At 66.3% G+C, this 20,239-nt stretch carries 16 protein-coding genes; 12 read left to right on the forward strand and 4 right to left on the reverse strand.

The features are described from left to right. Positions 1–2: 2 nt before the first annotated feature. The 4 genes from mltB to H7F35_RS24260 form a co-directional block, all read right to left on the reverse strand. The gene (mltB, locus tag H7F35_RS24245) at positions 3–1,100 is read right to left on the reverse strand and encodes a lytic murein transglycosylase B (RefSeq protein ID WP_187109107.1); all 1,098 of its coding nucleotides are present in this window, start codon (positions 1,098–1,100) and stop codon (positions 3–5) included. 54 nt (positions 1,101–1,154) lie between these two features. Then, a complete protein-coding gene (locus H7F35_RS24250; RefSeq protein WP_410010727.1) occupies positions 1,155–3,179 on the reverse strand; it encodes a transglutaminaseTgpA domain-containing protein in 2,025 nt (674 codons plus the stop codon). After that, the gene (locus H7F35_RS24255) at positions 3,173–4,150 is read right to left on the reverse strand and encodes a DUF58 domain-containing protein (RefSeq protein ID WP_187109108.1); all 978 of its coding nucleotides are present in this window, start codon (positions 4,148–4,150) and stop codon (positions 3,173–3,175) included. The genes H7F35_RS24250 and H7F35_RS24255 overlap by 7 nt, the downstream gene beginning before the upstream one ends. A gap of 61 nt (positions 4,151–4,211) precedes the next feature. Then, positions 4,212–5,132 carry an AAA family ATPase gene (locus H7F35_RS24260; protein WP_187109109.1) on the reverse strand — a complete coding sequence of 307 codons (921 nt, stop codon included), beginning with the start codon at positions 5,130–5,132 and terminating at the stop codon, positions 4,212–4,214. A gap of 75 nt (positions 5,133–5,207) precedes the next feature. On the opposite strand from H7F35_RS24260, the gene H7F35_RS24265 reads away from it, so the two are divergent. The 12 genes from H7F35_RS24265 (at position 5,208) to cydX (ending at position 19,932) form a co-directional block, all read left to right on the forward strand. Continuing rightward, the gene (locus H7F35_RS24265; protein WP_187109110.1) at positions 5,208–6,161 is read left to right on the forward strand and encodes a histone deacetylase family protein; all 954 of its coding nucleotides are present in this window, start codon (positions 5,208–5,210) and stop codon (positions 6,159–6,161) included. 39 nt (positions 6,162–6,200) lie between these two features. Then, the gene (locus tag H7F35_RS24270; protein ID WP_187109111.1) at positions 6,201–7,481 is read left to right on the forward strand and encodes a mechanosensitive ion channel family protein; all 1,281 of its coding nucleotides are present in this window, start codon (positions 6,201–6,203) and stop codon (positions 7,479–7,481) included. Positions 7,482–7,617: 136 nt separating this feature from the next. After that, the gene (locus tag H7F35_RS24275; protein WP_187109112.1) at positions 7,618–8,367 is read left to right on the forward strand and encodes an electron transfer flavoprotein subunit beta/FixA family protein; all 750 of its coding nucleotides are present in this window, start codon (positions 7,618–7,620) and stop codon (positions 8,365–8,367) included. 2 nt (positions 8,368–8,369) lie between these two features. Then, positions 8,370–9,302 carry an electron transfer flavoprotein subunit alpha/FixB family protein gene (locus H7F35_RS24280; protein ID WP_187109113.1) on the forward strand — a complete coding sequence of 311 codons (933 nt, stop codon included), beginning with the start codon at positions 8,370–8,372 and terminating at the stop codon, positions 9,300–9,302. 86 nt (positions 9,303–9,388) lie between these two features. Continuing rightward, positions 9,389–11,179, forward strand: coding sequence for an acyl-CoA dehydrogenase (locus H7F35_RS24285; protein ID WP_187109114.1), 1,791 nt, complete (start codon positions 9,389–9,391; stop codon positions 11,177–11,179). Between the two features lie 87 nt (positions 11,180–11,266). Then, the gene (locus tag H7F35_RS24290) at positions 11,267–12,229 is read left to right on the forward strand and encodes an NAD(P)H-dependent flavin oxidoreductase (protein WP_187109115.1); all 963 of its coding nucleotides are present in this window, start codon (positions 11,267–11,269) and stop codon (positions 12,227–12,229) included. 62 nt (positions 12,230–12,291) lie between these two features. Beyond that, complete coding sequence (locus tag H7F35_RS24295) at positions 12,292–13,401, forward strand: acyltransferase family protein (protein WP_187114395.1); 1,110 nt, start codon at positions 12,292–12,294, stop codon at positions 13,399–13,401. 155 nt (positions 13,402–13,556) lie between these two features. Beyond that, on the forward strand, positions 13,557–15,251 hold the full coding sequence (cydD, locus tag H7F35_RS24300; protein WP_187109116.1) for a thiol reductant ABC exporter subunit CydD: 1,695 nt from the start codon (positions 13,557–13,559) through the stop codon (positions 15,249–15,251). Continuing rightward, a complete protein-coding gene (gene cydC, locus H7F35_RS24305) occupies positions 15,248–16,954 on the forward strand; it encodes a thiol reductant ABC exporter subunit CydC (protein ID WP_187109117.1) in 1,707 nt (568 codons plus the stop codon). Before cydD ends, cydC begins: the two co-directional genes overlap by 4 nt. Positions 16,955–16,999: 45 nt before the next feature. Beyond that, positions 17,000–18,616 carry a cytochrome ubiquinol oxidase subunit I gene (locus H7F35_RS24310; protein WP_187109118.1) on the forward strand — a complete coding sequence of 539 codons (1,617 nt, stop codon included), beginning with the start codon at positions 17,000–17,002 and terminating at the stop codon, positions 18,614–18,616. Continuing rightward, entirely contained in the window at positions 18,613–19,767 is a 1,155-nt protein-coding gene (cydB, locus tag H7F35_RS24315; RefSeq protein WP_187109119.1) for a cytochrome d ubiquinol oxidase subunit II, read from the forward strand. Before H7F35_RS24310 ends, cydB begins: the two co-directional genes overlap by 4 nt. A gap of 15 nt (positions 19,768–19,782) precedes the next feature. Next, positions 19,783–19,932: a cytochrome bd-I oxidase subunit CydX gene (cydX, locus tag H7F35_RS24320; RefSeq protein WP_187109120.1), complete on the forward strand. Its 150-nt coding sequence runs from the start codon at positions 19,783–19,785 to the stop codon at positions 19,930–19,932. The last annotated feature ends 307 nt before the right edge of the window (positions 19,933–20,239 follow it).

A 20,239-nucleotide genomic window follows, 5' to 3' on the forward strand; every position in this document is an offset into this window, starting at 1 on the left:
GCTTATTGCTCCATCGCTGCCTTGACCTCTTGTCCGAGGTCGAGGACCGACATGGCGTAGTAGCTGCTCCAGTTGTAGCGCGTGATGACGTAGAAGTTGCGCGTGCCGGCCACATAGGTCGGTGGTGCGTCGGCGCCGTTCTGCAGCTCGACGAGCGCGAGCAGGCCCTTGTGCCGGATGCCATCGCTCTCGGGCACCGCGCCTGCCGCCACGAAGCTGTCGATGCTGAAGGTCGGCAGGATGTCGGGTGCCAGCAGCAGCGCCTTCTGCAGCCGCGCTTCATCGAAATGCACCGGATAGATCGCGGGCATGCCCGGCTTCCAGCCGAAGGCCTTGAAGTAGTTGGCGACCGAGCCGATCACGTCGGCCGGGTTGTTGACGAGGTCGATGCGGCTGTCGCCGTCGAAGTCGACCGCGTACTTGGCGATGCTGCTGGGCATGAACTGCGGCATGCCCATGGCGCCGGCGTAGCTGCCCAGCGGCGTGAGCGGATCGTCGGAGGTGCGGCTCTCGGTGCTCAGGAAGCTTTCGAGTTCGCCGCGGAAGAAGGCTTCACGCTCGGCGGCGCGGGGGTGGCCCTGCGGGAAGTCGAAGGACAGCGTGGCCAGCGCATCGATCACGCGGAAGTTGCCCATGTTGCGGCCGTAGATCGTTTCCACGCCGATGATGCCGACGATGATTTCCGCGGGCACGCCGTACACCTTTTCGGCCCGTGCCAGCGTGTCGGCATTGGCGCGCCAGAAGCGCACGCCGGCCGCGATGCGCACCGGGTCGATGAAGCGGCTGCGGTAGGTCTGCCAGTTCTTCACCGTGCCGACCGGGCCCGGCAGCATGAGGCGCGGCACGTTGGGCAGGAAGCGCGCGTTGCCGATGGTGGCGCGCACCCATTCGCGGTCGAGGCCGCGGCGCTCGGCCACCTCGTCGGCAAAGCGCATCGCGTCGTCGCGCGTGGCGTAGGGGATGGTGCCGCGCACGGCATTGCTCGCCACGCGGCCATTGGAGGACTTCTGGGCTACAGCCGCTGTGGACCATGCGCAGCAGGCGGCGAGAAGGGCGACTGCCGCGATGGCGCGGGACGGCGTGGAGAGAAAAAATCGCATGGGCCCGATTGTGCCGTTCGTGCGTGCGGCCCCTCTTCAGAGACACATGTGGTTTCAGCCGCGCGGGTTCGCGGCGGGCCAATTGAGGTGGCGGAACTCGCGGCGCAAGGCCGAAAGCGTCTGGGGCGTGGCCTTGGCGTAGCGCTGGGCTTCGAGCTTCAGCAGCCAGTCGCGAACGGCTTGCGCGGTGGGCCCGAAGCGGGCATCGGCCTCTTGCGCCATCTGGCGCGGCGGGGTTGTCTCGGGCAGCCGCAGGCCGGACTTGGCCAGGCGCGCACGTGCCTGGCCGAGCAGGCGCAGCCACGGGTCGTGCCGGCTGCGTTCCCACAGCGTCCAGGCTGCGCCGGCAAGGCTCGCGCCGATCAGCAGGTAGAGCAGCACATAGGCCAGGTCTTCGAGGCTGGGCGCCTCGAAGCCGATGTTTTTCAGCAGGTTGAGCTGCCGGCTCTGCGTGTAGTTGAGCACCCACTGGTTCCAGCCGTTGTTCACGGCCTCCCAAGCGGCGCGGATGTTCTGGGCGAGCGTGGGGCTCATCGCGCCGATGGCACCGGCGAACAGGCCCGGTTGCTGCACCAGCCGCTGCATCTGCCCGATGCGACCGGGCGCCACCGAGGCGGTCGGGTCCACGCGCATCCAGCCCGAACCCTCTTGCCAGACTTCGGCCCAGGCGTGTGCATCGCTCTGGCGCACGATCCAGTAGTTGTCGACGCTGTTGAGTTCCCCGCCCTGGTAGCCGGTCACGATGCGCGCCGGGATCTGCAGGTTGCGCATCAGCACCACGAAGGCCGAGGCGATGTGCTCGCAGAAGCCTTCCTTGCGGTCGAACCAGAACTCGTCGGCCGTGTCGTTGCCGTAGACGCCCGGCTCCAGCGTGTAGGTGTAGCCGCCGGTGCGCAGGCGTTTCAGCGCGGCCTGCACGAAGGCCTGCGTGGTGGCGTCGTGCAGTGCCGGATCGTTGCGCATCTCTGCGGCGAGCGCGGCAGTGCGCGGGTTGGTGCCGGGCGGCAGCGACAGGTAGGCCTGCAACTGCCCGCCGGTACGCTTGAGCGGGCCGCTCTGGAACTGGGTGTAGCTCTCGGCCCGGTAGCGAACCAGATCGTTGAGCGGCCGGTTCGCGAACCATTGCAGGTCGGGCGTGCCCGTGACCTCGAAGCCCGGTGCTTCGGGTGCGCGCTGCGCGGCATCGAGCGTCAGCAGCCAGGGGCGGTTGTTGGGTTCGAGCGTGACTTCGTAGCGCACCGGCTCGCCAGTGACGCGCAGGTTGGCGGACCACTGCGTACCGCGCATCCAGGAAGGCAGCGCCGTCCACTCGCGGCCGTCGAACTGCGCGAGCACCGGGCCGCGAAAGTAGAGCTGGCTTTGCGGCGGTGCGCGGTTGCCGTCGAACTTGACGCGCGCGGCGATGCTGTCGTCGAGCGCGAGTTCGGCGATGGTGCCCACGCGCATGGTGTTTGAAAGACCCGTGCGGCCGGTCATGGCGTCGCTCGGTGTGCCCCAGAGCGGCGCGAAGCGCGGGAACAGAAGGAACAGCGCCAGCATGATTGGCGCGCCGGCCAGGGCCATCCATCCCGCAGTGCGTGCGGCCTGCATCAGCGGTGGCCGGCCCACCGGCATGTGCGCGTTGACCAGTGCGGTGAGCAGGCCGAGCAGCGCGAGCAGCATCGTGAAGGCGGTCAGCAGCGACTGCGAGTAGAAGAAGTTCGTGAGCATCGCGAAGAAGCCCAGGAAGAAGATGACGAAGGCGTCTCTTCTGGCCCGCAACTCCAGTGTCTTGAGGGCCAGCAGGATGACGACGAGCGTCACGCCGGCATCGCGGCCCAGCAGCGTGCGGTGGGTGGCGTAGGTGGCCGCCAGCGTCAGGGCGAGCAGGGCGACTCGCCACCATCTGCTGGGCAGCGGGCGTGCCTGCACCGCGAGGCTGCCTCGCCAGAGCAGGACCATGGCGGTGATGGCGGTGCACCACCAGGGCAGGTTTTCTGCCTGGGGCAGCACGATCAGCGCGATGACGGCCAACAGAAAGAGCGTGTCCCTGGCATCCCGGGGGAGGGCTGCGAGCTGTTGCAGGAGCTTCTTCAACATAGCGCCAGCGCCTCCAGGCAAGCCCTTCGATGCGCCTCCCCTTGCGAAGGCTTCACGGCCCGGCCTGCCACGCGGACGCCATAGTCCACGCCCAACCGATCGGCCATCAGCACCCAGGCACAGAGCCGCGAAATCCGTGCTTCGCCATCCGCCAGGCCGGTGACCTGCGCATCGAGCCACAGCTCCTCGCGCTGCGTCTGCTGCGTGTCACGGCTGACAAGGTCTTCCGAGCCGGTGGCCTGTGCCCGCGCGGCCTTTTTCCAGACCACGAGCTTCAGCGGATCGCCGCGCCGGTAGGCGCGCACGCCGTCGTACTCGCCGGCACTGTGGGCCCGCAGTGCGGCCGACACGGCCGCCGGCCCCGACAACGGTTCGCCCGGCGGCAAGGGCGGTGGATGCGCTTCCGGCGCGGGATAGACCAGCATCTGCGCCGCAGGCCGCCACACGGTCCACACGCGGAAGGTGCCGAGCGGAAAACGCGTCTCGGCCGTCAGCGGCGGCACGGGATGCAGGCCGCGCCGCTCGGGCTGGAATGCGATATCGACGGTGGACGTGCCTTCGGCCGGCACATCGGTCCACGCCCACTGGCCACTGCCGCGCACGGCCATGCCGATGCCGTAGCGCACGCTGCGCCGCGCGTTGTGCAGCACCACCCGGAAGACGGCTGCGGCGCCCGCGTAGTGCGCGTCGGGCGGCACCATGTGCATGGCCAGGCCGCGCAGCGTGCCGTGGCACACGTGCATGCCCACGGCCACGCTGCCGGCCAGAAGAAAGGTCAGCAGGTAGCCCAGGTTGAGCTGGTAGTTGATCGAGGCGACCAACAGCACGAGCAAGGTGGCGGCCAGCGTCCAGCCGGCGCGCGTGGGCACGATGTAGACGTTGCGCTGCGTAAGCTCCAGCGTGTCCGACGGTGGTCGTCGCGACAGGAACCAGCCGTCGATGCGTGAGCGGAGAGCGCCGACAGGGGTCATTGGAATGCCTTCGTGCTTCGCACCGTGGTGCGAGCGCCCTTCGGAGCGGCCGGGCGGAGGCTCACGGCAATGGCACGGCCGCGATCATCGCGCGCACCTGCTCGACGGCGCCACGGCCGGCATCGCCGACCGGCGTGAGGCGATGCGCGATCGTCTGCGGCAGCACGGCCTGCACGTCGTCGGGCGCGACGTAGTTGCGGTTGGCCAGCAGCGCCTGCGCCTTGGCGGCGCGCAGCACGGCGATGCCGGCGCGCGGCGACAGGCCCTGCAGGAACCAGCGGCCCGAGCGCGTGGCCGCGATCAGGTCCTGCACGTAGTTCAGCAGCGGCTCGGCCGCATGCACCTGCTGCACGCGCTGCTGGATGGCGGTCAGCTCGCCGGCGGTCAGCATGGCGGGCAGGCCGGCCAGCATTTCGCGGCGGTCGATGCCCGAGAGCAACTGGCGCTCGGCGGCGCGGTCGGGGTAGCCGAGCGAGATCCGCATCAGGAAGCGGTCGAGCTGGGATTCGGGCAGCGCGAAGGTGCCGAGCTGGTCCTGCGGGTTCTGCGTGGCGATCACGAAGAAGGGCGTGGGCAGCGGGCGGGTTTCGCCTTCGATGGTGACCTGCTTTTCTTCCATCGCCTCGAGCAGCGCACTCTGGGTCTTGGGGCTGGCGCGGTTGATTTCGTCGGCCAGCAGCACCTGGGCAAAGATCGGCCCGGGGTGGAACACGAAGGCTTGCTGCCCGCGGTCGTAGATCGCCACGCCCGACAGGTCGCCCGGCATCAGGTCGGCCGTGAACTGCACCCGCGAAAAATGTAAACCGAAGGTGTGCGACAGCGCATGGGCGAGGGTGGTCTTGCCGACCCCCGGAACGTCTTCGATCAGCAGGTGTCCACCCGCCAACAGGCAGGCCACACAGTCGCGCACCTGCGCCTCTTTGCCCACGATCACCGTGTTAAGCTGACTCAGCAAAGTGGCTAGCTTCGCAGCAACGTCCATATTTGTATCCATATGCAAACGATACCGTAAGACCTTGCGGCCCCATGCCGCGTGAGGTCTAGACGCGACAGAGACATGGGCAAGACAGGCTACTTCACACACCGCGACTTCTGGAAGCACGACATGGGCAACGGGCACCCCGAGTGCCCCGGTCGACTGGATGCCATCGAAGACCGCCTGCTGCTCACCGGCGTGGGCGATGCGCTCGAGCAGTGCGACGTGCCGCTGGCCACCCTTGAGCAGATCACCCGGGCGCACAGCACGGCGCATGTCGAGCACCTCGAAGAACTGCACCAGCGCCTGGTGGCCGACGAGCCCGCCGGCGGCCCCGACCATGCGCAGGTCGATCCCGACACCGTGCTCACCCGCTTCACCCTGCTGGCCGCGCGCCGTGCCGCCGGCGCTGCCATTGCCGCAACCGACGCGGTGATGGCCGGCGACATCGAGAACGCGTTCTGCTCGGTGCGCCCGCCGGGCCACCATGCCTGTTGCGAGCAGGCGATGGGTTTTTGCTTCTTCAACAACATCGCTATCGCGGCCCGGCATGCGCTGGATGTGCATGGGCTGGAGCGCGTGGCCATCGTCGATTTCGACGTGCATCACGGCAACGGCACCGAGAACATTCTCTCGGGCGACCCGCGGGTGCTGATGGTTGGCTTCTTCCAGCATCCGTTCTATCCGTACAGCGGCACCGAGCACCCGGCCTCGAACATGCTGAACATGCCGATCCCGGCCTACACCAAGGGCATGGACGTGCGGGAGATGATCGAGGCGGTCTGGATGCCGCGGCTCGAAGAATTCAAGCCGCAGATGGTCTTCATCAGCGCCGGCTTCGACGCCCATCGCGAAGACGACCTGGGCCAGCTCGGCCTCAACGAAAACGACTTCGCCTGGATCACGGGTCGCGTGCACGATGTGGCCAAACGCCATTCGCGCGGGCGCATCGTGTCGATGCTCGAAGGCGGCTACAACCTCGATGCGCTGGCGCGCAGCGTCGAAGCCCACATTCGCGTTCTCGCGGACCTGTAACGCAGCCGGCGTCATTTGGCCGCCGTGCTTTCCCAACCGATGAACTTCAACGACTTCACCCAACGATTGAGCCAGGTCGATGCGCGCGGCCTTGCGATCGAACTTGCTGCACTGGTTGCCTGCGTGGCGCTGGCCTGGGCCATCTGCAAATGGTTCGGGCGCGACCAGCCCAAGGACTCGATCTGGTTCGGCGAGCGCACCTTCGACGGCCTGCTGTTCCCGCTGCTGTCGCTGGTGCTGACCGACCTGGCGCGGCGCGTGGTGATCGAACTGCAGCCCGTGCTGGTGTTGCGCATCGCGGTGTCGATGTTCCTCTCGCTCGTGGTCATCCGGCTGTTTGCGCGGGTGCTGCGTGCGGTGTTTCCCGCGTCGAATCTCGTGCGGCTGATCGAGCGCACGATCTCGTGGCTGGCCTGGATCGCGGCCGTGTTGTGGATCGTCGGACTGCTGCCGCCGGTGCTGGCCGAACTCGACAACATCACGCTGGCCTTCGGCAAGACGCGCGTGAGCCTGCAGACGATCTTCCAGGGCGTGCTGTCGGCCGGGCTGGTGATGGTGATCGCGCTCTGGATTTCCAGCACCATCGAAAAGCGCATCCTGCGCGAGGCCGTCACCGATCTTTCGATGCGCAAGGTGGCGTCGAACGCCGTGCGTGCGTTCCTCTTGCTGGTCGGCCTGCTGTTCGCGCTGTCGGCGGTGGGCGTGGACCTGACGGCGCTGTCGGTACTCGGCGGCGCGCTCGGCGTGGGCCTGGGCTTCGGCCTGCAAAAGCTGGCGGCCAACTACGTGAGCGGTTTTGTGATCCTGCTCGAACGCTCGATCCGCATCGGCGACAACGTGAAAGTCGATACCTTCGAGGGCCGCATCACCGACATCAAGACGCGCTACACGCTCATTCGCGCAGGCAACGGGCGCGAGGCGATCGTGCCGAACGAGTCGCTCATCACGAGCAGGGTGGAAAATCTGTCGCTGGCCGACCGCAAGTTCAACATCACGACCAGCATCGTGGTCGGCTACGAGAGCGACGTGGCGCAGGTGCAGTCCATCTTGAGTGAGGCGGCCAAGGCGCAGCCGCGCGTCATGACCGACCCGGCGCCGGTCGCCTACCTGGTGAACTTTGCGCCCGATGGCCTGGAGTTCACGCTGAATTTCTGGATCGCAGACCCTGACAAGGGCAAGGACAACCTGCGCTCGGCCATCAACATCGCCATTCTCGAAGGCCTGCGTGGCGCCGGCATCGACATTCCCTACCCGCAGCGGGTGCTGCACATGGCATCTTTGCCGCCGGGAATCGCGCCAGCGCCCGACGCTGTTTTATAATCGAGGAAAAGCACGATCGTTCTTTTTTATTGGCAGCCGATGCCGACGAGAAGAATGGAGAGGCCGCAAAGGTCGCGTCCTAGAATGACCGGTTGCCCTCGAAGCCCCCTTTTTGCAATCCAATGGAGTCAAGTCAATGAAGGTTCTTGTGCCTGTCAAACGGGTCGTCGATTACAACGTGAAGGTGCGCGTCAAGAGCGACGGCACCGGGGTGGACATTGCCAACGTCAAGATGAGCATGAACCCCTTCGACGAGATCGCGGTGGAAGAAGCGGTTCGCCTGAAAGAAAAGGGCATTGCGACCGAAGTGATCGTCGTGTCCTGCGGCGATGCCAAGTGCCAGGAAACCCTGCGCACTGCGATGGCCATCGGTGCCGATCGCGGCATCCTCGTTGAAACCACCGAAGAGCTGCAGCCGCTGGCCGTGGCCAAGCTGCTCAAGGCGCTGGTGGACAAGGAACAGCCTTCGCTCATCATCCTGGGCAAGCAAGCCATCGATGACGATGCCAATCAAACGGGCCAGATGCTGGCTGCGCTGGCGGACCTGCCGCAAGCCACCTTCGCCTCCAAGGTCGAAGTCGCTGGCGACAAGGCCACTGTGACGCGTGAAGTCGATGGCGGCCTGGAGACCATCTCCCTGAGCCTGCCAGCCGTCATCACGACCGACCTGCGCCTGAACGAGCCGCGCTACGTCACGCTGCCCAACATCATGAAGGCCAAGAAGAAGCAGCTGGATGTCTTCAAGCCCGAAGACCTGGGCGTGGACGTCAAGCCGCGCCTGAAGACCCTGAAGGTCAGCGAGCCACCCAAGCGTGGTGCCGGCATCAAGGTGCCCGACGTTGCAACGCTGGTGGACAAACTGAAGAACGAAGCGAAGGTGATCTGAACATGACCGCACTTGTTATTGCCGAACACGACCACGCCAGCATCAAGCCGGCCACCCTCAACACCGTGACCGCAGCGCTGGCTTGCGGTGGCGACGTCCACATCCTTGTGGCCGGTGCCAACGCCGCCGAAGCTGCCAAGGCCGCCGCCCAGATCGTGGGCGTCACCAAGGTCATCGCCGCCGACAGCCCGAGCCTCGCTGAAAACCTCGCCGAGAACGTCGCCGCTCAAGTGCTGGCCATCGCCGGCAACTACAGCCACATCCTGTTCCCCTCGACCGCCAACGGCAAGAACGTCGCCCCGCGCGTGGCGGCCAAGCTGGATGTGGCGCAGATCAGCGACATCACCAAGGTGGACAGCCCCGACACCTTCGAGCGTCCGATCTACGCAGGCAACGCGATTGCCACGATGCAGAGCAGCGATGCCACCAAGGTAATCACCGTTCGCACGACCGGCTTCGACGCCGCAGCAGCCACAGGCGGCAACGCCACCGTCGAAACGGCCGAAGGTGTGGCCGACAGCGGCAAGAGCAGCTTCGTGGGCCGTGAAGTCACCAAGAGCGAACGCCCCGAACTGACGGCGGCCAAGATCATCGTCTCGGGTGGCCGTGCCTTGGGCAGCGCCGAGAAGTTCACCGAAGTGATGGCCCCGCTGGCCGACAAGCTCAACGCCGGCTTAGGTGCCAGCCGCGCTGCAGTGGACGCAGGCTACGCCCCGAACGACTGGCAAGTGGGCCAGACGGGCAAGATCGTCGCGCCGCAGCTGTACATCGCAGCGGGCATCTCGGGTGCGATCCAGCATCTGGCCGGCATGAAGGACTCCAAGGTGATCGTGGCGATCAACAAGGACGAAGAAGCGCCGATCTTCTCGGTGGCCGACTATGGCCTCGTGGCCGACCTGTTCGTGGCTGTGCCCGAACTGGTGAAGGCGCTCTGACCGTATCGACGCAATGAGCCAGAGGGCATCGTTCGCGATGCCCTTTCTACATCTGCCGTATCTGCTGTATCTGGAGACAAGACCCCATGAGCTACACCGCCCCCCTCAAGGACATGCTGTTCGACATCGAACACCTGGCCAACATCGGCGAGATCGCCAAGCTGCCCGGCTTTGAAGACGCCGGCCTTGAAACTGCGCAGGCTGTTCTTGAAGAGTGCGCGCGCTTCAACCAGGACGTGGTGGCGCCGCTGAACATCCCGGGCGACCGCAATCCCTCGTCGTTCAAGGACGGCGCGGTCACCACCACGCCCGGCTTCAAGGAAGCCTTCGCGCAGTACGTGTCGGGCGGCTGGCAAGGCCTGCAGCATCCGACCGACTTCGGTGGCCAGGGCCTGCCCAAGACCATTGGCGCAGCCTGCGGCGAAATGCTCAACTCGGCCAACATGAGCTTCGCGCTATGCCCGCTGTTGAGCGACGGCGCCATCGAGGCGCTGCTCACCGCCGGCTCCGACGAGCTCAAGGCCGTGTACCTCGAAAAGCTCGTGAGCGGCCAGTGGACCGGCACGATGAACCTCACCGAGCCGCAGGCCGGCAGCGATTTGGCCATGGTGCGCAGCCGTGCCGAGCCGCAGCCTGATGGCACCTACAAGGTGTTCGGTACCAAGATCTTCATCACCTACGGTGAGCACGACATGGCCGAGAACATCGTGCACCTCGTGCTGGCCCGCGTGACCGGCGCGCCCGAAGGCGTGAAGGGCATCAGCCTGTTCGTGGTGCCGAAGTTCATGGTCGGCAAAGATGGTTCGCTGGGCGAGCGCAACGACGTGCACTGCGTGAGCATCGAGCACAAGATGGGCATCAAGGCCTCGCCGACCGCCGTGCTGCAGTACGGCGACAACGGCGGCGCCATCGGCTACCTCGTGGGCCAGGAAAACCGCGGCCTCGAGTACATGTTCATCATGATGAACTCGGCCCGCTACGCCGTGGGCATGCAGGGCATCGCAATTGCTGAGCGTTCTTACCAGCACGCCGTGGCCTACGCCAAGGACCGTGTGCAGAGCCGTCCGGTCGATGGCTCCATCAACGCCAGCGCGCCGATCATTCATCACCCCGACGTCAAGCGCATGCTGATGACGATGCGCGCCTACACCGAAGGCTGTCGCGCGATGGCCTCGGTGGCCGCCGCTGCCTACGACGCCGCGCACCACCATCCCGATGCCGACGCGCGCAAGCAGAACCAGGCCTTCTACGAATTCATGGTGCCTTTGGTCAAGGGCTACAGCACCGAGATGAGCCTCGAAGTGACCTCGCTCGGCGTGCAGGTGCACGGCGGCATGGGCTTCATCGAAGAGACAGGCGCGGCGCAGTATTACCGCGACGCCAAGATCCTCACGATCTACGAAGGCACCACCGCGATCCAGGCGAACGACCTCGTGGGCCGCAAGACCGCGCGTGACGGCGGGCAGACCGCGAAGGCCATTGCCGCGCAGATCGAGAAGACCGAAGCCGAACTGGCAAAGAGCGACCACCCGGCGGCTGCTGCGGTGCTCAAGCGCCTGACGGCCGCGCGCCTGGCTTTCATCGGCGTGGTCGATTTCGTCGCAGGCCAGACCAAGGCCTCGCCGAACGCCGTGTTCTCGGGCAGCGTGCCGTACCTGATGCTCGCGGGCAATCTCGTGGCCGGCTGGCAGTTGGCGCGCTCGCTGATCATTGCGCAGGACCTGGCTTCGCGCAGCTTCGACACCGACTTCATGCTGGCCAAGATCGCCACGGCGCGTTTCTATGCCGAGCACATCCTGAACAAGGTGCCGGGCATTCGCGACAGCATCGTCGACGGCGCCGAGAGCGTCACGGCCCTGGCGCTCGACGCGTTCTGAAGTTCCGGGTCATGGCCCTGTCGCCCATCTGACGGGCGGCAGAGGCCTTGCTCTCTTATAAAACCGAAACCCATTTCCGGAGACAACATGTCCAAGCTGCCCCCCGTCCTCGCGAACCTGCCACTGCCCATCATCGGCTCGCCGCTGTTCATCATCAGCAACCCCAAGCTCGTGATTGCGCAATGCAAGGCGGGCGTGGTCGGCTCGATGCCGGCGCTCAATGCGCGCCCTGCGGCGCAGCTCGAAGAGTGGCTGATCGAGATCACCGAAGAACTCGCGGCCTACAACAAGGCCAACCCGGACAAGCCCGCCGCGCCGTTCGCCATCAACCAGATCGTGCACAAGAGCAATGACCGGCTCGATCACGACATGGAGATGGTCGTGAAGTACAAGGTGCCGATCGTCATCACCTCGCTGGGCGCGCGCACCGACGTGAACGACGCGGTGCACAGCTACGGCGGCGTGACGCTGCACGACATCATCAACAACAAGTTCGCGCAGAAGGCGATCGAGAAGGGCGCCGACGGCATCATCGCCGTCGCAGCCGGTGCCGGCGGCCACGCGGGCGTGAAGAGTCCGTTTGCACTGATACAGGAAATCCGCCAGTGGTTCGACGGCCCGATCGCGCTGTCGGGCTCCATCGCCACCGGCGGCGCGGTGCTCGCGGCGCAGGCCATGGGCGCCGACTTTGCCTACATCGGCACCGCCTTCATCGCGACCGAGGAAGCGCGTGCGAGCGACGACTACAAGCAAGCCATCGTCGACGGCAATTCGGACGACATCGTCTACTCGAATCTCTTCACCGGCGTGCATGGCAACTACCTTGCGCCCAGCATCGTCGCGGCCGGCATGGACCCGGCCAACCTGCCGGATGGCGACGTCAAGACCATGAACTTCGGCGGCGGCGAAGGCAGCAAGGCCAAGGCCTGGAAAGACATCTGGGGCTCGGGCCAGGGCATCGGCGCCGTGACCGAAGTGGCCAGCGCCGCAGCCTTCATCGAGAAGCTCAAGCGCGAATACCAGGAAGCAAGGCAACGGCTGGCGCTGTGACCACCCTTGCGGGCGACCTGCTGCCCGCCAGCAGGTCGGCGTCTTCATCTTCGCTAGGGCGCATGCCGCTGCTTGACGCGGCAAAGGGCATCGCTTGCGCGGTGATCGTGGGCCATCATCTTTCGCGCTACGGCCCGATGCCGGCTGGCGCGTACGCACTCGCGCCTGACTTCTTCGCCTGGCTGGCGAACGAGGGGCGATTGGCGGTGCAGGTGTTCCTGGTCATTGCCGGTTTTCTCGCGGCATCCAGCCTGGCGCCGGACGGCCTGCTGCGCGGCGACCGTCCTGTAGCGCGCATCCTGCAGCGCTATGGTCGGCTGGTGATGCCGTATCTGGCGGCGCTCACGGTGTGCGTGCTGGTCGCGGCGCTGGTGCGGCCGTGGCTCGACGAAGAAGTGGTGCCCGCGTCACCGACCCTGGGGCAATTGATCGCACATGGGCTGCTGCTGCAGGACTTGCTGGGCTACGAGTCGCTGTCGACCGGTGTCTGGTACGTGGCCATCGACTTTCAGCTCTTTGCGCTGGCGCTGACGTTGGTCGGCTTGCCCGCGATGCTGCAGCGTTCCGGTTCGGTGGCGATGAATGCGCGGGCGCGCTGGCTGCCCGTGGCGCTGGTGCTGGGGTTGGCCGTGGCTTCGCTCGCGCTTTTCAATCGCAACGCGGGGCTGGACGACACCGCTTTCTATTTCTTCGGCACCTATGGCCTGGGCATGCTGGTGTTCTGGATCGGGCGCGCAACGCGCTTCAGCACCTGGCAGAGCGCGATCGCGTTGCTGGCGCTGGTGGGGGCGGGCGCGCTGGCCATCGACTGGCGCAGCCGCATTGCCATCGCGCTGGTGACCGCGTTGCTCATCGCCATCGCGCAGCGCAGGCACTGGCTCTCGCCGGCGCACTGGCCGGCGGCGGCGGTGCCGCTGCAGCGGCTGGGGCGGATGTCCTATTCGCTGTTCCTGATTCACTTTCCGGTGCTGCTCGCGATGAATGCGCTGGTCGCGAACGCCGGGCCGCACGGCGCGTGGGTCGACGCGATCGGGCTGGTGGTGACCTTCGGCCTCTCGGTCGTGGCCGCGGCGCTGCTGCATCGCTGGGTGGAAGTGCGGCCAGCATCCTGGCGTGCGGTCTTCACGCTGTTCGCCGCGCTGCTGGTCAGCGGAATAGTCGTTTCTCATTAACGAGCCCGGCGCCCGTGTAGGCGCCTTGGCCGAATCTTCCTGAACGGGTTGCGCTGGCGCCCCGGAGCGTGCAGGCTCCGGGCTCGTCAGTCGCCTCCGTCTTCGGTATGATTGTGGAAATTTCAGTAAATACTGAAAATACACGAAACCAAGGAATGACCAAGCACTCGCCACCACGATCGCCGCTGCGGGCCGTTGCGTCGCCTGACATCGGCAGCGTGGTGCAAGGCGCCGCCGCGCTCTTGTGGCTGCCGCAGGCGGCCTTGCTGGCGATGGCGGTTCAGGGGCTTGCGTCGGGGCGGGGCATGGCGGCCGTGCTGTGGCCGGCCGGCGCGATCCTGGTGCTGGGGCTGCTGCGCGCAGGCTGCGAGGCCTGGGGCGCACGCCGGACCTTCGGCCGCGCCAGAGCGCAGCTCTCGGCCTTGCGCGCGCAAACGGTTGCCGCATTGGCCGCTGGCTCGCCAATGGACCGCGGCCGTGCGCCTTCAGGACAGGCGGCCAGCGTGCTTGCCGAGCAGGGCGAAGCACTGGTGCCGTATCTGGTGCGCTACCAGCCTGCGCGTTGGCGCGTGATGGTTGTGCCCATCTTCATCCTTTGCGCTGTGGTGAGCCTTTCGTGGGTGGCCGCGCTGGTGCTGCTGTTCGCTGCACCGCTCATCCCCATCTTCATGGCCATCGTCGGCTGGCGCGCCAAGGCCGCCAGCGAGGCGCAGATGGTCGAGATGGGCGGCATGAACGCGTTCCTGCTCGATCGCCTTCGCGGCCTGGCCACATTGCGCGCGCTCGACGCGGTGGATGCCACGGCGCAGCGCCTGGGCGACGCCGCGCAGTCGTTGCGCAGGCGGACGATGGCTGTGCTGCGCATCGCGTTCCTCTCTTCGGCCGTGCTGGAGTTGTTCTCGGCATTGGGCGTCGCGATGGTGGCGGCGTACGTCGGCTTCTATCTGCTGGGATCACTCAGTTTCGGAGCCTGGGGCCGGCAACTGAGCCTGGGCGAGGGACTGTTCATCCTGCTGCTTGCGCCGGCCTTCTTCGAGCCGCTGCGCGAACTCTCGGCCGTCTGGCACGACCGGGCGGCGGGAGAAGCCGCCTTGCAGGCGCTCGACCAATTGCAGCGCAATGAGCTGCCGTTGCCCGGCGCGAATGCCTCGGTGACACGCGCCGCGACGGGCGTGGCAAGTTCGGGCTCCGCGCCCGCCATCACCGTCCACGGCCTGCATTTCTCCTGGCCGGGCGAGTCGCAGGAAGTCTTCGACGGCTACGAACTTCGCATTGCGCCCGGCGAGCACATCGCGCTGACGGGCCCCAGCGGGTCGGGCAAGACGGCCTTGCTGTCGCTGATCGCAGGACTGGTGCCCGCAGCCAGCGGCGACATATCGATCGGCGGCGTGACGCTCACCGACCACACGGTGGCCGCATTGCGCCAGCGTATGGCGTGGATGGGCCAGGCGCCCCACGTGTTCGCCGGCTCGGTCGAAACCAATGTGGTCTTGGGACGCACAGGCATCGACACCCAGCAAGTCGCAGCAGCCATGCGCTTCGCTTCGCTCGAAGACGTGGCGCAGGCGCGCCCCGGCGTGACGCTGGGCGAGGGCGGCAACGGCCTGTCGGGCGGCGAGGCCGTGCGGCTCGCGTTGGCGCGCATCGCGGTGCATCTGCATGCCGACCTGCTGCTGATCGACGAGCCCACGGCGCATCTCGACACCGACACAGCCGAACGCGTGGCCGATGCGTTGATGGCCCTGGCAAGAGGCAAGACCCTCGTCGTCGCGACGCACGACCCGGTGCTCGCAGCGCGCATGGACCGCGTGGTGAACCTCGGCGCCGACACGATGGAGAAGGCCGCATGAGAAGCCAGTCTTCCACCCGCTGGCGCGATCTGCGTCTGGTGCTGCGTCCGTTCTTCGCCGCGCAGCCACGTGCGTTGCTGCTGGGCGGCCTGCTCGCGGCCGTCACAGTGCTTGCGGGCATGGCGCTGCTGGGCCTCTCCGGCTGGTTCATCACCGCGACCGCATTGGCGGGCCTGCACGTTGCCACGGCCTTCACTTTCGATGTGTTCATGCCATCGGCGGGCATCCGCCTGCTGGCGCTGGGCCGCACGGCATCGCGTTACGGCGAGCGGCTGGTGACCCATGACGCGACCTTCTCGGTGCTCGCCTCGCTGCGCGTGCGCCTGTTCCGTGGCTGGGCCAAGGCCGAGGCGGCACGCGAACTGCTGATGCGCCCGGCGCGGCTGCTGTTTCGCCTGACATCCGACATCGACGCGCTCGAATCGCTCTACCTGCGCCTGCTCGTGCCCGCAGCGGCTGCGCTGGGTGCCGCGCTGCTCGCGGGCGTCGTGCTCGGCTTCATGCATGTGGGCATGGGGCTGGCGCTCGGGCTCTGGCTGGTGATCGTCGGTTGGGGCATGGCGGTCTTCATTGCAAGGCGTGCGCGGCGGCCGGCTGTGCAGCGTGCGCATGCCATCGAGGCATTGCGTGCGCGCGCCGTCGATCTGGTTGCCGGACAAACCGACCTTGTGATGGCGGGCCGCATCGATGCGCAGCGCGACGCACTGATGAACGCCGACATGCATCTTGCCAAGGCCGACCTGGCCTTGAATCGCCTGGAAGCCGCAGCCGGTTTTGCCTACGGCAGTGCGAGCACCTTGACCCTGGTGGGCGTCTTGCTGGCCGTGGGGGCGCTGGTGAACGAGGGCCTGATCGGCGCGCCTGCCGCAGCGCTGGCCCTGCTGATCGCGCTCACCGCCACCGAACCCTTCGCCGCCTTGCGCCGTGGTGCGCTCGACGCGGGCCGCACGTGGCTGGCCGTTCGCCGTCTGGCGCCGCGCATGGCTGCGGAAGACGGCGAAGAAGCGGTACCAGCCGAAGGCGATCCGCAAGTTGCACTGTGCTTGATCGACATCAGCATCGCACACCCCGGCAGCCACACCCAGGTCTTGAGCAAGGTCTCGCTGATCCTCCGTGCCGGCGAGCGCGTGGCGTTGATCGGTGCCAGCGGCACCGGCAAGTCCACACTGCTCGCAGCCATCGCAGGAGAGATCACACCCCGGTCCGGCAGCGTGCACGCACAACCGTCGTGCCTGCTGACCCAGCGCACCGAACTCTTCCAGGACAGCCTGCGCGACAACCTGCGGCTTGCCGACCTCGGCGCCACGGACGAGCAGTTGTGGGCCGTGCTGCAAGCCGCCGGCCTCGACCGCGACGTGCGCGCACTCGCGACAGGCCTCGACACACGCCTGGGCGAAGGCGGCCTCGGCCTCTCAGGCGGCCAGTCGCGTCGGCTTGCACTCGCGCGACTGCTTCTGCGCCCAACACCACTGTGGCTGCTCGACGAACCCACCGAAGCACTCGATGCGCTCACTGCCCACGATGTGCTGCATCGCCTTGTCCAGCATGCCGGCCCGCGCACCTTGCTGATCGCCACGCACCTGCGCCGCGAAGCCGCGCTTGCCGACCGCCTCGTGTGTGTGGAACAAGGCCGCATCGTCGCCGAGCTGCAACGCGGCAGCGAGGCCTTCGACGCCGCATTGCGCAGCCTGCGCCCCGATTGAATCCGGATCAGAAAAGCAGAACAGGGAACATAAAAGGAAAAACCCATGGACCTCGACATCGTTGCGCTATCGCGCCTGCAGTTCGCCGTCACGGCGCTGTATCACTTCCTGTTCGTGCCGCTCACGCTCGGGCTTTCGATCATCCTGGCGATCATGGAGACGGTCTATGTGATGACCGGCCGCGTGATCTGGCGCGACATGACGAAATTCTGGGGTGTGCTCTTCGGCATCAACTTCGCGATGGGCGTCGCCACGGGCATCGTGATGGAGTTTCAGTTCGGCATGAACTGGAGCTACTACAGCCACTACGTCGGCGACATCTTCGGTGCGCCGCTGGCCATCGAAGGGCTGATGGCTTTCTTCATGGAAGCGACCTTCGTGGGCCTGTTCTTCTTCGGCTGGGACAAGCTCTCCAAGGTGGGTCACCTGACGGCCACCTGGGCGGTGGCCATCGGCTCCAACTTCTCGGCGCTGTGGATTCTGATTGCCAACGGCTGGATGCAGAACCCTGTGGGCGCGGCCTTCAATCCGCAGACCATGCGCATGGAAGTGACCGACTTCGCCGCAGTGCTGACCAATCCGGTGGCGCAGGCCAAGTTCGTGCACACCGTGTCGGCCGGCTATGTGTGCGCAGCGGTGTTCGTGCTCGGCGTGTCGGCCTGGTATCTGCTCAAGGGCCGGCACATCGCGCTGGCCAAGCGCTCGATGACCGTGGCCGCCTCGTTCGGCCTGGCGGCCGCGCTGTCGGTCGCCGTTCTCGGTGACGAAAGTGGCTACCTGTCGGGCGAACACCAGAAGATGAAGCTGGCCGCCATCGAAGCGATGTGGGAAACCCAACCCGCGCCCGCGGCCTTCACCGTCATCGGTTTTCCCGACCAGGAGGCGCGCGAGATGCACTATGCGATCCACATTCCCGCGGTGATGGGCCTGATCGGCACGCGCTCGCTCAACACCGTGATGCCCGGCATCGATGAACTCGTGAAGCGCGCCGAGGCGCGCATCCGCGAAGGGCTCAAGGCCTACGACGCGCTGCAGAAGATCCGCGAAGCCGGCGGTCCGAGCAAGGTGACGCAGGGCGTGCGTGGCGACTTCGAGGACAACGGCATCAACATGGGCTACGCGCTGCTGCTCAAGCGCTATGTCGATGACCCGCGCACCGCCACCGATGAGCAGATCAGCAAGGCTGCATGGGACACCGTGCCGCAGGTGGCGCCGCTGTTCTGGCTGTTCCGCGTGATGGTCGGTATCGGCATGCTGCTGATCTTGCTGACCGGCACTTTCTTCGTGCTCTCGGCGCGGCGCATGCTTGACCGCTACCGGTGGCTGCTCAAGGTTGCGGTGTTCGCAATCCCCCTGCCTTGGATTGCCATCGAGTCCGGCTGGCTGGTGGCGGAGTTCGGTCGCCAGCCCTGGGTGATCGAAGGCGTGCTGCCGACGGCGGTGGCGGTGTCGAACCTGGGTGTGAAGACGCTGCTGCTCACGCTTGCGGGCTTTATCGCGATCTACACCACGCTGCTCATCATCGAGATGAAGCTGATGCTCAAGGCCATCCGCAAGGGGCCTGAAGCCGAGCACTCGCCCGACGAGGGCGACGCACGCTCGCACGTTCCGCCGGCCCACGCCGCCATTGCTTCTTCGTCTTCTTCCGGGAGCGCCGCATGATTCTCCACACACTCCTCGACTACGACACCCTGCGCTTCATCTGGTGGCTGCTGATCGGTGTGCTGCTGGTGGGCTTTGCCGTGACCGACGGCTTCGACCTGGGCAGCGGCATGCTGCTGCCGTTCGCGGCGCGCAACGACATCGAACGCCGCGTCGTCATCAACAGCGTCGGCCCCGTGTGGGAAGGCAACCAGGTGTGGTTGATCCTGGGCGGCGGCGCGATCTTCGCGGCCTGGCCGCAGTTGTATGCCGTGTCGTTCTCGGGCTTCTACCTGGCGATGTTCGTGATTCTCACAGCGCTGATCCTGCGGCCCGTGGCCTTCAAGTTCCGCAGCAAGCGTGAGTCGCCGCAATGGCGCGCGCGCTGGGACTGGGTGCTGTTCTTCAGTGGCTTCGTGCCTTCGCTGATCTTTGGCGTGGCCATGGGCAACGTGCTGCAGGGCGTGCCGTTCCGCTTCGGCACCGACATGCACATCTTCTACGACGGAGGCTTCTTCGGGCTGCTGAACCCGTTCGCGATTTTGTGCGGGCTGGTGTCGGTGGCCATGCTCGTGATGCACGGCGCTGCGTGGTTGCTGCTCAAGACGGCAGGGCCGGTGGCCGACCGTGCACGCACCTACGGCATCGTCGCGTCGGTGCTCACCATCGCGCTGTACGCGCTGGCTGGCGTGCTGCTCGCCACGAGCATCGGCGGCTATCGCATCAGCAGCGTGGTCGATACGGTCGGGCCATCGAACCCGCTGCTGAAGACCGTCGAGCTGCATGCGGGCGCCTGGACCGCCAACTACGCGGCGCACCCGTGGACGCTCGCTGCGCCCGCCGCCGGTTTCGTCGGTGCGCTGGGCGCGCTGCTCGGGCTGGTGCTGCGCCGTCCGGTGCTGGCGCTGCTGACAGCGGCTCTGAGCATCGCCGGCATCATCCTGAGCGTGGGCGCCTCGATGTTCCCGTTCATCCTGCCGTCGTCGATCGATCCGCGTGCCAGCCTCACGGTGTGGGATTCGTCGTCGAGCCACCTCACGCTGTTCATCATGCTGGTGGTCACGGCCTTCTTCATTCCCCTGATCGTGGCCTACACGACCTGGGTCTATCACGTGCTGTGGGGCAAGGTCGATGAAAAGGCCATCCGCGACGACAGCGGTCACGCCTACTGAACGGAGGAAAAAAACATGTGGTACTTCGCCTGGATCCTCGGCCTGCCGCTGGCAGCAGCCTTCGCCGTACTCAATGCCATGTGGTACGAACTCATGGACGACGACGCCATCCGCAAGGAAAAGCTCGGAATGCCTGAATCATCCGAAGGGCAAGAGCGGCTTTGAGGGTTTTGCGCGGTGTGATGCAGAAGTCATTCGGGGCGAGTGCGAATGACACCGGGTGCTCCCCTCCGCGAATGTCCCCCGCTTCGCTCCTCCTTTATTTCGCTGCGGGGAGCACCCGGTGTCATTCGCACATGGGCACGCTGCTCGTGATCCTGCGATCAACGACCACTCTGTCCAACGCTCGCGTCGATACGGGGCTCTTTTTAGCTAAATAAAGGAGGAGCGAAGCGGGGGACATTCGTGAAAAAGAGCACCGTGTCGGCGTGAGCGACGCCCTGAACAACGCACGTCATCAAGCACAACGCCA

This window comes from Variovorax sp. PAMC26660 (genome assembly GCF_014302995.1).
In the GTDB taxonomy this organism is placed as follows: Bacteria; Pseudomonadota; Gammaproteobacteria; order Burkholderiales; family Burkholderiaceae_C; genus Variovorax.

What these genes read in the sequence shown, in the direction of transcription:
- H7F35_RS24275 (WP_187109112.1), top strand. Translation starts at nt 7,618, where the DNA reads ATGAAGGTTCTTGTGCCTGTCAAACGGGTCGTCGATTACAACGTGAAG.
- cydD (WP_187109116.1), top strand. Translation starts at nt 13,557, where the DNA reads ATGACCAAGCACTCGCCACCACGATCGCCGCTGCGGGCCGTTGCGTCG.
- H7F35_RS24310 (WP_187109118.1), top strand. Translation starts at nt 17,000, where the DNA reads ATGGACCTCGACATCGTTGCGCTATCGCGCCTGCAGTTCGCCGTCACG.
- H7F35_RS24280 (WP_187109113.1), top strand. Translation starts at nt 8,370, where the DNA reads ATGACCGCACTTGTTATTGCCGAACACGACCACGCCAGCATCAAGCCG.
- cydB (WP_187109119.1), top strand. Translation starts at nt 18,613, where the DNA reads ATGATTCTCCACACACTCCTCGACTACGACACCCTGCGCTTCATCTGG.
- H7F35_RS24250 (WP_410010727.1), bottom strand. Translation starts at nt 3,179, where the DNA reads ATGTTGAAGAAGCTCCTGCAACAGCTCGCAGCCCTCCCCCGGGATGCC.
- H7F35_RS24270 (WP_187109111.1), top strand. Translation starts at nt 6,201, where the DNA reads ATGAACTTCAACGACTTCACCCAACGATTGAGCCAGGTCGATGCGCGC.
- mltB (WP_187109107.1), bottom strand. Translation starts at nt 1,100, where the DNA reads ATGCGATTTTTTCTCTCCACGCCGTCCCGCGCCATCGCGGCAGTCGCC.
- H7F35_RS24295 (WP_187114395.1), top strand. Translation starts at nt 12,292, where the DNA reads ATGCCGCTGCTTGACGCGGCAAAGGGCATCGCTTGCGCGGTGATCGTG.
- cydC (WP_187109117.1), top strand. Translation starts at nt 15,248, where the DNA reads ATGAGAAGCCAGTCTTCCACCCGCTGGCGCGATCTGCGTCTGGTGCTG.
- H7F35_RS24290 (WP_187109115.1), top strand. Translation starts at nt 11,267, where the DNA reads ATGTCCAAGCTGCCCCCCGTCCTCGCGAACCTGCCACTGCCCATCATC.
- H7F35_RS24260 (WP_187109109.1), bottom strand. Translation starts at nt 5,132, where the DNA reads ATGGACGTTGCTGCGAAGCTAGCCACTTTGCTGAGTCAGCTTAACACG.
- H7F35_RS24285 (WP_187109114.1), top strand. Translation starts at nt 9,389, where the DNA reads ATGAGCTACACCGCCCCCCTCAAGGACATGCTGTTCGACATCGAACAC.
- cydX (WP_187109120.1), top strand. Translation starts at nt 19,783, where the DNA reads ATGTGGTACTTCGCCTGGATCCTCGGCCTGCCGCTGGCAGCAGCCTTC.
- H7F35_RS24255 (WP_187109108.1), bottom strand. Translation starts at nt 4,150, where the DNA reads ATGACCCCTGTCGGCGCTCTCCGCTCACGCATCGACGGCTGGTTCCTG.
- H7F35_RS24265 (WP_187109110.1), top strand. Translation starts at nt 5,208, where the DNA reads ATGGGCAAGACAGGCTACTTCACACACCGCGACTTCTGGAAGCACGAC.